This window comes from Devosia sp. LjRoot3 (genome assembly GCF_964252865.1).
Lineage (GTDB): Bacteria > Pseudomonadota > Alphaproteobacteria > Rhizobiales > Devosiaceae > Devosia.
This window is the reverse complement of the sequence record NZ_CAXUPK020000002.1, coordinates 229,883-242,629: the sequence shown is the minus strand read 5'-3', so window position 1 is coordinate 242,629 and position 12,747 is coordinate 229,883. Positions and strand designations below refer to the sequence as shown.

Below are 12,747 nucleotides of genomic sequence, written 5' to 3'. Positions count from 1 at the left end.
CTGATGCTGAGGAAGGCAAGGAAAAAGGGGACGAGAGGCCTGATGGCACTCCTCCCAAAGGCGGGTTGAGGCATAACAGGTTCGTCTTGCCTGTCAATGTCGCCAAAAGCCCGAGGCGTCCAGTTTTGCTTGTGATTTGCCGGTCTGTGATTGCAATGGGGCCGGGCTTGGGGCAGGGTCGATCGGCTTGAATCGACGTTGCGTTAGGGGTAGTTGCGGCCAATGAGTGACGGACAGCATGAAGATGGCCTCGCCGCAGCGGCAAAGCGGTTCGACGGCGCCATGGCTCGGCTCGACCAGAGTCTTCAGGATATGACCGGTCGCCTGCAGCGGCTGAAGCGCATCGAGGTCGATACGCAGCGCCTGGTGCAGGAGCGCGCGCGGCTCGCAACGGAGCTCGACAAGACCTCCGCTCGCGCCAAGCGTCTCGACGACAGCGCCCACGAAGTTTCCCGCCGCCTTGTTGAGGCCATGGAAACCGTGCGTTCTGTTCTGGCCAAGACGGAGTAGCCGATGCCCGAGGTCAATGTCGAAATTAACGGACGCAAATATCGCATGGCCTGCGAGGAGGGCCAGCAGGGGCACCTCATCGCTCTGGCCGAGCGCTTTAACGCCCAGGTCGAAGGGCTCAAGGGCGCCGTGGGCGAAATCGGCGATAACCGGCTGACGGTGATGGCCGGGATCGCCGTGCTTGATGAATTGACCGAGGCAAATCGGAAGATCGCCGCGCTTGAGGCCGAGGTCGAAACGCTGACCCAGGCCGGGCATCAGATCGCCGACGAGCTGGAAGCGACCGAAAAGGCTTTTGCCGGGAAACTCGATGAGGCGAGCAAGGTGATCGAGTCGATCGCCGGCGTGCTGGACGAGACGGCGACGCTGCAGGGGTAGCGCCGCCGCGCTTATTGCCAGCCACCACGTCATCCCCGCGAAAGCGGGGATCTCTGTTTCAGGAGACAGGATTCCCGCTTGCGCGGGAATGACGCGGCGTTAGAGGCAAGAGAACTCAGAACTGCGCCGTCACCGGGTCCGACCCGATGCGGCCATCGGCAGCATCGAGACCATTGATCGCGGCCTTATCCGCATCGCTCAGCGCAAAATCAAAAACATTGAAATTTTCGACGATGCGGCTCGGGGTTACCGATTTCGGGATGACCACGAGGCCCTCCTCGATGTGCCAGCGGATGATCACCTGGGCCGGGCTCTTGCCGTGGCGCTGGGCGATGCCAGCGATCACCGCATTGTCGAGCATCTTGCCCTGGCCGAGCGGGCTCCAGCTTTCGGTGATGATCTTTTTCGGCTCATAGGCGGCGCGCAGCTTGCGCTGCTGGAAACGCGGATGGAGCTGCACCTGGTTGATGACAGGCAGAACGCCGGTCGCGGTGACGAGGTCGTCGATATAGGTGCCCTCAAAATTCGAGACGCCGATGGAGCGGGCCCTGCCCTCTTCCTGAAGGCGGATCAGCGCCTTCCAGGTCTCCACATACTTGCCGCGAAAGGCCGAGGGCCAGTGGATGAGGTAGAGGTCGACATAGTCGGTACCCAAGCGCTTCAGGCTCGCATCCATGGCGCGCAGCGTCTGGTCAAAACCCTGATCGTCGTTCCAGACCTTGGTGGTGAGAAAAATGTCGCCGCGGGCGACGCCCGACTTGACGATCCCCTGCCCCACGCCCTCTTCGTTCTGATAGACGGCAGCGGTATCGATATGGCGATAGCCGGCCTTCAGCGCGGCATCGACGGCGGTGACGGCGACGTCATTGGGTGTCTGCCAGACGCCGAGCCCGACCTGCGGAATGGAACGGCCATCATGGAAGGTCACGTGCGGTTGCGTGCTCATCTTTTCATCCAATGCTGTGGGAAGTTTAGGCTGAAGGACTCAGCTTGATCGTCGTTTTACGATGAACGCGCCGCCCTGCCAAGTTCCAAAAAATCTACCATACAAGATCATCCTTTCGTCTGATAACCCAAGGTCTAATCGAACTCGCAAAAACGAAAGTCTAATCTCTGGCCATCACATTCCGACAGCAAGGCGCCAGAAATACGATGACCAAGTCGCTCAATGCCATCGCTCAGAAGCTGATGACGCAAGGCCAGGGCATTCTTGCCGCTGACGAATCCGAAGGCACGATTGCCAAGCGCTTCGCCAAGATCAACCTGCCCAATTCGCTCGACCTGCGCCGCGACTACCGCGAGATGCTGTTCCGCTCGACCGACGCGATGCGCAACTATATCTCCGGCGTCATCCTGACCGAAGAGACCCTGGAACAATCGGCCGCCGACGGCACCCCGTTCCGCGCCATTCTCGCCGATGTCGATACCATTCCCGGCATCAAGGTCGACCGCGGTGCCTTCCCCATGCCCGGCGATAGCGGTGAAAAGATCACCGAGGGCCTCGATGGCCTGCGTCAGCGCCTGACGCGCTATGCCGAACTCGGCGCCGGCTTTGCCAAGTGGCGCGCCGTCATCACCATCAATGACGTAGCCCCCACCCGCAACAATATCCGTGCCAATGCCCATGCGCTGGCACGCTATGCCATCCTTTGCCAGGAAGCCGGCATCGTGCCGGTGGTCGAACCCGAAGTCGTCGGCGACGGCGATCCGGGCAATCACTCGCTCGAACGCTGCGCCCAGGTGACCGGCGAAGTCCTGGAAAACGTCTTCAAGGAACTCCGCCTTGCCGGCGTCGATCTCTCGGGCATGCTGCTCAAGCCAAATATGGTGCTGCCGGGCGTCAATTCCCGCGATCGGCCTTCGGTCGAGGAAGTCGCCAAGCGCACGGTGGAAGTCCTCAAGGAACACGTGCCGGCGGCCGTGCCGGGCATCGCCTTCCTGTCCGGCGGCCAGACCGACGAAGAGGCGACGGGGCATCTCTCCGCCATGAACCGCATTCCGTTCAAGCCCTGGCCGATGACCTTCTCCTATGGTCGGGCCCTGCAGAACGTGGCCCTGCGCACCTGGGCCGGTCGCCGCGAGAATTTCCCGGCCGCACAGGCCGCCTTCACCCACCGGGCTCACATGAACTCGCTCGCCGCCCTCGGCGAATGGACCAACGAGCTCGACCGGGCCGCTTAAGTTTCCTCTCTGACGTCCCAACGTCACGACTGGCGCGCTCTTCTCCCGGAGCGCGCCTTTTCTTTTGGGCTTTTGGTGGCTCACATTGCCACCCCTTGCCCCATACCCTATTGGAGGCCCGTCCCTTTCTTGCCAAAATGGCATTTTACGGACACGCAGCGTCTTCTCCGGAATCTCCATGGCCCCTCAGCTCTACCTCATTACCCCAGCCGATCCGGACCTTGCGCAGTTTCCGCGCCAGCTGATGAGCGTGCTGACCGGGCCTGAAGTCGCCGCCCTCCTCGTGCGCCGCGGCGCGCTCGATGATGCTGCCTATGCCGAGCTGGCCGAGCGACTGGTGCAGATCGGCCAGGCGGCCGGTGCCGCGGTGCTGGTCGAGGACGATGTTGCCCTGGCCCAGTCGATCGGCGCCGATGGCGTCCATGTCACGTCAGGCGGCGCCAAGGCCATTCGCGCGGCCACCGAAGCCCTGAAGCCCGACGGCATTGTCGGGGCCGGCAATGTGCGGTCCCGCCACGATGCCATGAGCTTTGGCGAGCTCGATGTCGACTATGTGATGTTTGGCCCGCTCGGCGGCGCCGTCGATCCGCAGGCGGCAGAACTCGCGCAATGGTGGGCCGAGACGTTTGAAGTGCCGGCCGTCCATTCCAATCCGGCCGCCGCACCTGATGCTGCCGACGAGACCGGCGCCGAATTTCTCGCACTCTCCGATTGTGTCTGGGCAAAGGGCGACCCGGCGGCGTCGCTGGCGGCCTTTGCTACAGCGCAGAAGGCCAAAGCATGAACTGGCGCGCGCCGCTGCTGGCGCTCACCCTCGCCACCCTGCCCGCTGCGGCCCTGGCCCAGACCGAGGGGCAGACCCAGGGGCAGACCCAGGGGCAGACCCAATCGCAGGCGCAGACCGACGAAGCCCAATCCATTTCCAACGCCATTTTCGGCTCGGCCGATCCAGCCGACTACGCCTTTGGCGCCTTCCAGCGCGGCTATTTTCTGACCGCGCTCGAGCTCGCTCTGCCCCGCGCCGAGCAGGGCGATGCCGCGGCCCAGACCCTGATCGCCGAAATCTATTCAAAAGGCCTCGGGGTCGCACAGAATGCCGAGCGCGCTGCCGGCTGGTATCAGCTTGCCGCCAAGAACGGCGACAGGCTGGCGATCTTTGAGCTGGGCATGCTCTATCAGGACGGCTCGGGCGTAACGGAGGATCGCAGCCGCGCGGCCGAACTGTTCCGCGAGGCTGCCGACAAGGGCTATGCACCCGCCAAATACAACCTGGCTTTGCTCCACGTAGAAGGCATCTATGCCGATCCGAGCCTGACCACGGCCGCTGCGCTGATGAAGGAAGCGGCCGATGCCGACCTGCCCGAAGCCCAGTATGACTATGGCTCGATGCTCATCGAAGGCGCCGGTGTCGCCCCGGACGCGGTCGAAGGCGCCCGCTATATCGGCCTCGCCGCCGAGCAGGACCTGATCGCCGCCCAGATCGACTATGCGACCCTGCTCTATCTGGGCCAGGGTATTGAACGCGATATCGAAGCGGCCGCCCGCTGGTATGAGGAGGCCGCTCAGGGCGGCAATCCGGTGGCGCAGAACCGCCTGGCAAAACTTGTGGCGGTTGGCGAAGGTACGGCGCTCGACCTCGAAACGGCGGCCATGTGGCGGGCGCTGGCGCGGCGCCAGGGCCTTTCCGATCCCTCGCTCGACCGCTTGCTGGTCTCCATCCCCGCCGACGCCTTGGCGCGGGCCGAAGAACGCGCCCGCTTCTGGCCCTCGACCCCGCCCAGCATCGAGACCATCGCCGAGGTTCCGACGGCACCAAAGGTCTATGGTCCACCCCTGCCGGCGCCGACCGACATGGAAAATGCCCCGAGCCGCGTGGTGCTGCCCAATGGCGTGACCAACGCCAAACCACCCGCTCCGGCGCCTGCTACGCCGGCACCAGAAACCGAAACGACTGAGCCGGCCACCACCGAACCGGCGCAAGACCCTTGAACCCAGCCAAGTTCTGAGGCAAGAAGCCCGCCAAACTTTCAATTGAAGCGGCAGGGCACCGGCCCCACTTGCGCCGCGTCGGGACAAAATCCCGGCGGCGCTGCATGAACCGCTTAAGCCAAGCGAGCAAACAATGGCGCGTTCCGCCCTTCTCACCGTCATGGTCAACGCCGCCATCAAGGCCGGCAAGTCCCTGTCGCGCGATTTCAACGAAGTCGAAAACCTGCAGGTGTCCCGCAAGGGCCCGGCCGATTTCGTGTCGAAGGCCGACCTTCGCGCCGAGCAGATCGTCTTTGACGAATTGCGCAAGGCCCGCCCGACCTACGCATTCCTGATGGAAGAGGGCGGTGAAGTCGCCGGCACCGACGGCCAGCACACCTGGATCGTCGACCCGCTCGACGGCACCACCAATTTCCTCCACTCCATCCCTCTCTTTGCCGTGGCCATCGCGCTGCAGCGCGGCGACGATATCGTCGCCTCGGTCATCTACAATCCGGTGATGGACGAACTCTACACCGCCGAAAAGGGCGGCGGCGCCTGGCTCGCCGACCGCAAGCGCCTGCGCGTCGCCGAGCGCCGCCATCTGTCGGACGCCGTGGTTGCCACCGGCATCAAGACCCAGGGCACCTCCAATGATGGCCTGCAGCTGCGCCAGCTGAGCCATATCAATCCCGCCGTTGCCGGCATCCGCCGCTCGGGCTCGATCGCCGTCGACATGGCCTGGCTGGCGTCAGGCCGCTTCGATGCGCTCTGGGAAGCCGGTTTGAAGCCATGGGACGTGGCCCCGGGCCTGCTGATGGTCAAGGAAGCCGGCGGCCTCGTCACCGACTATGCCGGCCAGCCCGGTTCGGTCTGGAACGGCCAGATCGTCGCCGGCAACGAGACCCTGCACGGGGCCCTCTTCAAGCAGCTTCGCTCGGTTCAGTAACCTTCTGGTCGAGCACCAAGAGCTCGTCGAAGAAGTTCATATCCTCGAAGACACAAAAGGCCGGCGCTCGCAATTCGAGCACCGGGGCCCGCGCCCTGATGTCTTCGGTGACCTCGTCGAGCATCATCGCCCAGGCCGGCAGCCGCTCGTCCGCGATCCAGCGGATCGGATAGGCAAAGGTGATGTGGAACTGGTAGCGCTCGTGGTCGGGATGGCGATAGCCGAAGAGATCGGCAAACCGGTTCCGCCATTCGGCCATCGCCTTGCGGTCGGCCTCTGAAACCCCGTCCACGATCAGCCCCGTGGGCACGGCCTGCACCAGTTCGACGGCAAAATCGGGTCCTTCGGCAAAGCCTTCGAGACGCTGCAACAATAGCGCGGTGACATCCGGCACCGGGGTATCGAGCGGCAGGTTTTCCGGCCAATAGGGCGAGGCACGACGACGGCCCAGCACACCCTGGAAGAGCGTCATATGGAGGCTCTCCGGCGCGGTGAATGCCAGGTTTTGGGCATCGGCCATGCCCAGATAACGCTGCCGCGCATCGAAAAGGGCTTCTTCGGTCGCGGTCTCGGGCTGGAGGTGACAAACCACTGTATTGCCCGGATCGGAGAGGAATGTGCCGGCCTCGTCATAGCGGGTGCCGAGATGGCTTGGCGCATCCGCATTGCTGGAAAGACCGAAGTGAAGGGCGAGCTTTTCGGGGCTGATGGACAAGACTTGTCTCCGGCTGGGCTGAATTGCCTCCGGCTTAGCGGGCCAAGACGAACCCGGCATGACAGCCCAGCGTCGGAAACGTTAACCTTTTCCATTGTCACGCCATTCTGCCGCCTCTACTCTTCGCGCAGTTGATTTGCTGTGCGCGGGGCAAAGGTCAGGCACGATGACGCAAGGTTACGATCCCTATCACCTCGCCAGTCCCACCGTTTACCTCGTCAAGATCGTCATTTTTCTGGTGCTGATCGCCCTCGTGGCGGCGATCCTGTTCACCAATATCGTGACCTTTTTCTGGGCCAACCCGTTCATCAACTCGATGATCTTCTTCGCCCTCTTCATCGGCATCTTCCTCAGTTTCCGGCAGCTGTTCCGCCTCTTCCCAGAGGTGAAATGGGTCAACTCGCTCCAGGACGGCAATTCGGCCCAGGTACGCCCGCCGGTGCTGCTGGCGCCCGTCGCCGGGCTCTTGCGCGAGCGGATTGGCGAGGCGGTCATTACGCCCACCTCCATGCGCTCCATTCTCGATTCGGTGGGCAATCGCCTCGATGAAGCCAAGGACACCTCGCGCTACCTGACGGGCCTTCTGGTCTTCCTCGGCCTCATGGGTACCTTTTACGGCCTTTTGGAAACTGTGGGGTCGGTTGCCGGCGTCATCAATGCGCTCGACGTGACCTCGGCTGACAGCGCCTCGCTCTTTACCAATCTCAAGGAAGGCCTTGCCGCCCCGCTGGCGGGCATGGGCACCGCCTTTTCGTCCTCGCTCTTCGGCCTCGCCGGTTCGCTGATCCTGGGCTTTCTCGACCTGCAGACGAGCCAGGCGCAGAACGCCTTCTATACCGATCTCGAAGACTGGATGACCTCCATGACCGAGCTCGACCATCCGGTCAGCGCCATGCAGGCTAATGCCGGCGGCCCGGACATGCAGGCCATGATCGACAGCATCGGCGCCAGCATGCAGAGCCAGAATTCCTCGCAGAACGCTATCCGCGCCATGGCCGAACTGGCGCGCGGCATCGATGGGTTGGTCAAGCATATCCGCACCGAGCAGGAAGACCTGCGCGCCTATATTACCGAACAGGGCGAGACCAATAGAAAGCTGCGCGACCTCATCGAGGCCATGCTCAACGAGACCGACAATTCCGAGCGCCGGGACTAGGCCATGGCATCGAGCCGCTCACGCCGCAGGGTAGAGGCCAATTACTGGCCGGGCTTCGTCGATGCCCTCTCAAGCCTGCTGCTCGTCATCATCTTCCTCCTGAGCCTGTTCATGCTCACCCAGTTCTTCCTGGGGCAGGAAATCCAGGGGCGAGACACGGCGCTGTCGCGGCTCAATAGCCAGATCGCCGAACTGACCGAACTGCTGCAACTCGAACGCGCCAATTCCGACGATCTCACCGCACAACTGGCGACGCTGACGGCAACCCTGGCAACGGCTGACGCGCAGAACCAGACCCTGACCAGCCAGCTCTCGGGCATCGGTGCCGGGCTTGGCGATCGCGACGACACCATTGCGGGCCTGCAGGAAGACCTGCTGAACTCCGAAAAGCTCTCCGACGAGGCCAATGCGCAGGTGGCGCTGCTCAACCAGCAGCTCGCGGCCCTCCGCACCCAGATTGCCGCATTGGAATCGGCGCTCGAAGCCTCGGAAACCCGCGATACGGAATCGCGCACCCAGATCGCCGATCTCGGCCGTCGCCTCAACCTGGCTCTGGCCCAGCGCGTGCAGGACCTGTCGCGCTACCGCTCCGACTTCTTCGGCCGCCTGCGCGAAATCCTCGAAGGCCGCGCCGATGTCCGCATCGTGGGCGACCGCTTCGTCTTCCAGTCCGAAGTGCTGTTCGACCCCGGTCAGGCCGATATTGCCACCGAAGGCACACCGCAACTCGACGCCCTGGCCGACGCCATCCTGCAGCTCGAAACGGAAATCCCGCCCGATATCAATTGGGTGCTGCGTATCGATGGCCACACGGATAGCCGCCCGATTTCCAATGCGCGCTTCCCGTCCAACTGGGAGCTGTCTGCGGCGCGTGCCATTTCGGTGGCGCAATATCTCGTCAGCAAGGGCGTGGCCCCGGCCCGTCTCGTCGCGGCAGGGTTCGGCGAATTTGCCCCGCTCGATCCGGGCGATACGGAAGAAGCGTTCCGGCGCAATCGACGGATCGAGTTCAAGCTGACAGAGGGGTGATTAGCGACGGCGCTCACGCCGTCAAATCGCTCTAGTGGAGCGATGTGAGCCAATCACGGGTCGAGCCTTGCGAGACCCCAGATCAGCTTCGGCGGACGCAGAGAGATTTCCGCTTTCGCGGAAATGACATCGTGTGTCGGGGCCTCTCTAGTGCGAAACATCCCCGCGGAACTGCAACTTCGCCAGTTCCGCATAGCGTCCGCCCTTGGCAACCAGTTCCTGATGCGTGCCCTGGTCGATGATCCGTCCTGCTTCGAGCACGAGGATCTTGTTGGCATCGCGAATAGTGGCGAGGCGGTGGGCGATGACGAGGGTCGTCCGCCCCTGCATCAGGTGTTCGAGCGCCAGCTGCACCAGCCGCTCGCTCTGCGCGTCAAGCGCTGAAGTCGCCTCGTCGAGCAGCAGGATCGGTGCGTTCTTGAGAATGGCCCGGGCAATGGCGAGGCGCTGTTTCTGGCCGCCCGACAGCATCACGCCGCGTTCGCCCACAATGGTGTCGTAGCCTGCGGGCAGATCGACCACGAAGTCATGCACCAGCGCCGCGCGCGCCGCTGCTTCCACTTCTGCATCGCTGGCGCCGGGCTTGCCGAAGCGGATGTTTTCGGCGATCGAGCCCGCAAAAATCGTTGGCTCCTGCTCGACATAGGCAAAGCGCTGGCGCAGATCGGCCAGACGCGCATGGCGAATATCGACGCCATCGACACGGATGGTGCCGCCGGTGACGTCATAAAAGCGCTGCAGCAGCGAGAGCGTAGTCGACTTGCCCGAGCCAGAGGGACCGACAAGCGCAACGGTCTCGCCCTTGGCAACGTAAAAACTCACATCGTCGAGCACGCGGCCGGGCTGGCTGGGATCATAGCTAAAGCCAACGTGATCGAAGGCCACTGTTCCGAGTGAAGGAACGGGCAGGTCCACCGGATTCTCCGGATCTTCGATCGACGCTTCGGTCGAAAGAATTTCCGTCAACCGCTCGGTCGAGCCGGCGACCGTCTGCAGGGCACCAAGAACTTCCGAGACATTGGTCAGGGCGCCGGAGGCCATGAGGGCATAGACCATGAACTGGGCCAGCTGCCCGGCGGTCACCGAGCCCTCAAAAACGGCGCGGGCGCCCCACCACACGAGGCCCACCAGCGCACAGGTGCCGAGGAAAATGACCAGCGAGACAAGAACGGACCGGGCACCGAGACGGCGGACTTCTGCGCGGTAGCTTTCCTCGCTGCGCCCTTCATAAATGCCGGCCTGCACCTGTTCCTGGGTAAAGGCCTTGACGGTGCGCGTAGCGCCCAGCATCTCGGTCGCCATGGCAGACAGGTCGGCCAGTGCGTCCTGGGTCTTGTGGGACATGCCGCGCAGGCGGCGAGAATAGCCCACCACCGGGATGAGGATCGCGGGGGCCGCGACGACGACCACCAGGGTCAGGACCGGGCTGGTCAACACCATCATGATCAGCGCGCCGACAATCGTCACCATCGAGCGCAGGAAGAGCGAAAAACTCGAGCCCACGGCGCCGCGAATGATGGCCGTATCTGCGTTGAGGCGGCTGGTCAGCTCGCCAACGCGGTTGGAGTCGAAATAGCGCTGGTCAAGTGTCAGAAGATGGGAAAAGGCCGCCTTGCGCAGGTCGGCGACGACGCGTTCGCCAATGACCGAGATGAAATAAAACCGGGCGCCGCTCGCCACCGCCATGACCGCCGCAATGACGATGATGATGAGGCCATATTGGCTCACCTTGTCGAGGTTCTGAGCGACAAAACCCTGATCGACGACACCGCCCAGCATGGCGGGGATGGCGAGCGAGGTGATGGCCGAGGTGAGAAGAAACAGGACCGTGAGGGTCAATCGCACCGGATAGGCGAGCACAAAGGGCAGCAGCTGGCGCAGGGGCGAGAGCCGCTTCGTCTGCAGCTTGGCGGCGGAGATCACCTTTTCGGTGGTGTTTTCCGCCGGGGCGGCTTGATCGGTCATATTGGGGGCCGCATTCCGATTGCGCAAAGCCGCCTCTAGACGGCCGGTTGGATATAGGCTCCCCTCTTAGCGGGAGCAACAGCCGGGAAACGGGTAAAATTGCCGCTCCCCCGCCCTTGCCTATTGGGGTTCCATTATGTAAGAAGCCGCCAACAACAAGTTTCCAGCTCTCCGGGCGCCACGGCGCCCGTTTGATTTGAGGCGAAGACCATGAAGGCCGACATTCATCCTGACTACCACACCATCAACGTCGTGATGACCGATGGCACCAGCTATGTCACCCGTTCCACCTATGGCAAGGAAGGCGACACGCTGCAGCTGGACATCGATCCCAAGACCCATCCCGCCTGGACCGGCGGCACGGGCCAGCTGATGGACCGCGGTGGCCGCGTCAGCCGCTTTAAGGAACGTTTCAAGGGCCTCGGCCTCTAAGAGTGCTTTCAGGAAAAGTGGGCACCACTTTTCCGGTTCGAAAGCGCGACCAGCTGGAACCCAAAGCGGTTCTGGCGACAGAATTCTGAAAAGCCCGGCCTCGCGCCGGGTTTTTTGTTGGAGGTATTTTGCACATGTTTGTCCTCAACGTGACCTATCTGGCCCCGATCGAAGCGGTCGAGCCCCATATCGAGGCGCATATGAAGTGGGTGGCCGACGGCTATGAGCGCGGCTGGTTCCTTGCCTCGGGCCGCAAGAACCCGCGCACTGGCGGCATCATCCTCGCCAAGGGCAATCGCGAAGAGATCGAGGCCTATCTGGCTCAGGACCCATTCGTGACCGGTGGCGTCGCCCAATATGAGGTGACGGAAGCCCTGTTCAGCCGCACGGCCCCGGGCCTCAAAGCGCTGGCCGGCTAACAACAAAAAACGCGGCCTGTTTGCACAAGCCGCGTTCTGATCTCTTCAGTCGAAAAAGACTCGGCCTAGATGTTTGTGCCGATCGCCAGGAACTTTTCGCGGCGGTGTTCGCGCGTTTCCAAGCGCGACTTGGGCGCGAACTCAGCCAAGAAATCGGAAATGGCGACGCGGGTCGAATCCATGACCTGACCGTGGTGGCGATGCGCGCCGCCGGTCGGTTCGGGAATGATGCCGTCAATCACCTTGAAGGAAAGAAGGTCCTGCGCCGTGATCTTCTGGGCCGTGGCCATGTCCTGCGCCTTGGCGGCGTCGCGGAAGAGGATCGAAGCGCCGGCTTCGGGCGAAATCACCGAATAGATGGCGTTTTCGAGCATCAGCACGCGATTGGCCGTGGCAATGGCGATAGCGCCGCCCGAACCACCTTCACCGATGATGATGGCGATGTTGGGCACGCCAAGCTCAAGACCCTTTTCGGTCGAACGGGCAATGGCCTCGGCCTGGCCGCGCTCTTCCGCGCCGATGCCGGGATAGGCACCGGCCGTATCGACGAAGGAAATCACCGGAATATTGAACCGGTCGGCCATGTCCATGATGCGGACGGCCTTGCGATAGCCTTCGGGATTGGCCATGCCGAAATTGTGTTTCAGGCGCGTTTCGGTTGAATTGCCCTTTTCCTGGCCGAGAATGGCCACGGGCAACCCGTTGAAACGACCGAAGCCGGCCTGCAGCGCTGCGTCCTCTCCGAATTTGCGGTCGCCGGCCAGCGGCGTCCATTCGGTGATCAGCGTCGACACATAATCGGAAAAATGCGGACGCTGCGGATGGCGCGCCACCTGGGTCTTCTGCCAGGGCGTGAGCTTTTTGTAGATTTCCACCAGCGCCTCGTCGGCGCGGGCAGAAAGCCGGTTCACTTCCTCGTCAATGGACACGGCCTGATCGGTCGCGGCGAGGGATTTGAGTTCGGCGATCTTTGCTTCGAGATCGGCGACCGGCTTTTCAAAATCGAGATAAGACAGCATCCCACCCGCCAGTAAGGGTCGTTGTT

The 12,747-nt window shown here is 62.9% G+C and carries 14 protein-coding genes; 10 read left to right on the top strand and 4 right to left on the bottom strand.

What is annotated here, in order from left to right:
• The first annotated feature begins 222 nt into the window (after nucleotides 1–222).
• Nucleotides 223–510, top strand: a complete 288-nt coding sequence (locus tag ACSQ2A_RS08255; RefSeq protein WP_295415748.1) for a DUF4164 family protein — start codon at nucleotides 223–225, stop codon at nucleotides 508–510.
• Between the two features lie 3 nt (nucleotides 511–513).
• Nucleotides 514–888 (top strand): cell division protein ZapA, encoded by a 375-nt coding sequence (locus ACSQ2A_RS08250; RefSeq protein WP_436071818.1) that lies wholly within the window; start codon nucleotides 514–516, stop codon nucleotides 886–888.
• A gap of 115 nt (nucleotides 889–1,003) precedes the next feature.
• On the opposite strand, the gene ACSQ2A_RS08245 is transcribed toward ACSQ2A_RS08250, so the two are convergent.
• On the bottom strand, nucleotides 1,004–1,834 hold the full coding sequence (locus ACSQ2A_RS08245; protein WP_436071817.1) for an aldo/keto reductase: 831 nt from the start codon (nucleotides 1,832–1,834) through the stop codon (nucleotides 1,004–1,006).
• Between the two features lie 206 nt (nucleotides 1,835–2,040).
• Between ACSQ2A_RS08245 and ACSQ2A_RS08240 the strand changes: the two genes are divergently transcribed.
• From ACSQ2A_RS08240 to ACSQ2A_RS08225, 4 genes are all read left to right on the top strand, one after another.
• Entirely contained in the window at nucleotides 2,041–3,069 is a 1,029-nt protein-coding gene (locus ACSQ2A_RS08240; protein WP_295415752.1) for a class I fructose-bisphosphate aldolase, read from the top strand.
• A gap of 178 nt (nucleotides 3,070–3,247) precedes the next feature.
• Nucleotides 3,248–3,853, top strand: a complete 606-nt coding sequence (locus tag ACSQ2A_RS08235) for a thiamine phosphate synthase (protein WP_436071816.1) — start codon at nucleotides 3,248–3,250, stop codon at nucleotides 3,851–3,853.
• A complete protein-coding gene (locus ACSQ2A_RS08230) occupies nucleotides 3,850–5,058 on the top strand; it encodes a tetratricopeptide repeat protein (RefSeq protein WP_436071815.1) in 1,209 nt (402 codons plus the stop codon). Before ACSQ2A_RS08235 ends, ACSQ2A_RS08230 begins: the two co-directional genes overlap by 4 nt.
• A 133-nt stretch (nucleotides 5,059–5,191) precedes the next feature.
• Nucleotides 5,192–5,986, top strand: a complete 795-nt coding sequence (locus tag ACSQ2A_RS08225) for an inositol monophosphatase family protein (protein WP_295415760.1) — start codon at nucleotides 5,192–5,194, stop codon at nucleotides 5,984–5,986.
• Here ACSQ2A_RS08225 and ACSQ2A_RS08220 read toward each other — a convergent pair.
• Nucleotides 5,961–6,701 (bottom strand): DUF1868 domain-containing protein, encoded by a 741-nt coding sequence (locus ACSQ2A_RS08220; protein WP_436071814.1) that lies wholly within the window; start codon nucleotides 6,699–6,701, stop codon nucleotides 5,961–5,963. The genes ACSQ2A_RS08225 and ACSQ2A_RS08220 overlap by 26 nt on opposite strands.
• A 166-nt stretch (nucleotides 6,702–6,867) precedes the next feature.
• Between ACSQ2A_RS08220 and ACSQ2A_RS08215 the strand changes: the two genes are divergently transcribed.
• Nucleotides 6,868–7,857 (top strand): flagellar motor protein MotA, encoded by a 990-nt coding sequence (locus ACSQ2A_RS08215; protein ID WP_436071813.1) that lies wholly within the window; start codon nucleotides 6,868–6,870, stop codon nucleotides 7,855–7,857.
• A gap of 3 nt (nucleotides 7,858–7,860) precedes the next feature.
• Nucleotides 7,861–8,886, top strand: coding sequence for a peptidoglycan -binding protein (locus tag ACSQ2A_RS08210; protein WP_436071812.1), 1,026 nt, complete (start codon nucleotides 7,861–7,863; stop codon nucleotides 8,884–8,886).
• A 147-nt stretch (nucleotides 8,887–9,033) separates the two neighbouring features.
• Here the strand turns inward: ACSQ2A_RS08210 and ACSQ2A_RS08205 are convergent, their stop codons facing one another.
• Nucleotides 9,034–10,851 carry an ABC transporter transmembrane domain-containing protein gene (locus tag ACSQ2A_RS08205; RefSeq protein ID WP_436071811.1) on the bottom strand — a complete coding sequence of 606 codons (1,818 nt, stop codon included), beginning with the start codon at nucleotides 10,849–10,851 and terminating at the stop codon, nucleotides 9,034–9,036.
• Nucleotides 10,852–11,061: 210 nt separating this feature from the next.
• Between ACSQ2A_RS08205 and rpmE the strand changes: the two genes are divergently transcribed.
• Together rpmE and ACSQ2A_RS08195 are read left to right on the top strand one after the other, a co-directional pair.
• A complete protein-coding gene (gene rpmE, locus ACSQ2A_RS08200; RefSeq protein ID WP_035086754.1) occupies nucleotides 11,062–11,283 on the top strand; it encodes a 50S ribosomal protein L31 in 222 nt (73 codons plus the stop codon).
• Nucleotides 11,284–11,417: 134 nt separating this feature from the next.
• Entirely contained in the window at nucleotides 11,418–11,702 is a 285-nt protein-coding gene (locus ACSQ2A_RS08195) for a YciI family protein (RefSeq protein ID WP_436071810.1), read from the top strand.
• 65 nt (nucleotides 11,703–11,767) lie between these two features.
• On the opposite strand, the gene ACSQ2A_RS08190 is transcribed toward ACSQ2A_RS08195, so the two are convergent.
• On the bottom strand, nucleotides 11,768–12,721 hold the full coding sequence (locus ACSQ2A_RS08190; protein ID WP_436071809.1) for an acetyl-CoA carboxylase carboxyltransferase subunit alpha: 954 nt from the start codon (nucleotides 12,719–12,721) through the stop codon (nucleotides 11,768–11,770).
• Nucleotides 12,722–12,747 lie beyond the last annotated feature (26 nt).

Excerpts from the sequence above, each read along its gene's own strand:
- rpmE (WP_035086754.1), top strand. The coding sequence starts at position 11,062 with ATGAAGGCCGACATTCATCCTGACTACCACACCATCAACGTCGTGATG.
- ACSQ2A_RS08245 (WP_436071817.1), bottom strand. The coding sequence starts at position 1,834 with ATGAGCACGCAACCGCACGTGACCTTCCATGATGGCCGTTCCATTCCG.
- ACSQ2A_RS08230 (WP_436071815.1), top strand. The coding sequence starts at position 3,850 with ATGAACTGGCGCGCGCCGCTGCTGGCGCTCACCCTCGCCACCCTGCCC.
- ACSQ2A_RS08195 (WP_436071810.1), top strand. The coding sequence starts at position 11,418 with ATGTTTGTCCTCAACGTGACCTATCTGGCCCCGATCGAAGCGGTCGAG.
- ACSQ2A_RS08250 (WP_436071818.1), top strand. The coding sequence starts at position 514 with ATGCCCGAGGTCAATGTCGAAATTAACGGACGCAAATATCGCATGGCC.
- ACSQ2A_RS08215 (WP_436071813.1), top strand. The coding sequence starts at position 6,868 with ATGACGCAAGGTTACGATCCCTATCACCTCGCCAGTCCCACCGTTTAC.
- ACSQ2A_RS08235 (WP_436071816.1), top strand. The coding sequence starts at position 3,248 with ATGGCCCCTCAGCTCTACCTCATTACCCCAGCCGATCCGGACCTTGCG.
- ACSQ2A_RS08205 (WP_436071811.1), bottom strand. The coding sequence starts at position 10,851 with ATGACCGATCAAGCCGCCCCGGCGGAAAACACCACCGAAAAGGTGATC.
- ACSQ2A_RS08190 (WP_436071809.1), bottom strand. The coding sequence starts at position 12,721 with ATGCTGTCTTATCTCGATTTTGAAAAGCCGGTCGCCGATCTCGAAGCA.
- ACSQ2A_RS08210 (WP_436071812.1), top strand. The coding sequence starts at position 7,861 with ATGGCATCGAGCCGCTCACGCCGCAGGGTAGAGGCCAATTACTGGCCG.
- ACSQ2A_RS08225 (WP_295415760.1), top strand. The coding sequence starts at position 5,192 with ATGGCGCGTTCCGCCCTTCTCACCGTCATGGTCAACGCCGCCATCAAG.
- ACSQ2A_RS08255 (WP_295415748.1), top strand. The coding sequence starts at position 223 with ATGAGTGACGGACAGCATGAAGATGGCCTCGCCGCAGCGGCAAAGCGG.
- ACSQ2A_RS08240 (WP_295415752.1), top strand. The coding sequence starts at position 2,041 with ATGACCAAGTCGCTCAATGCCATCGCTCAGAAGCTGATGACGCAAGGC.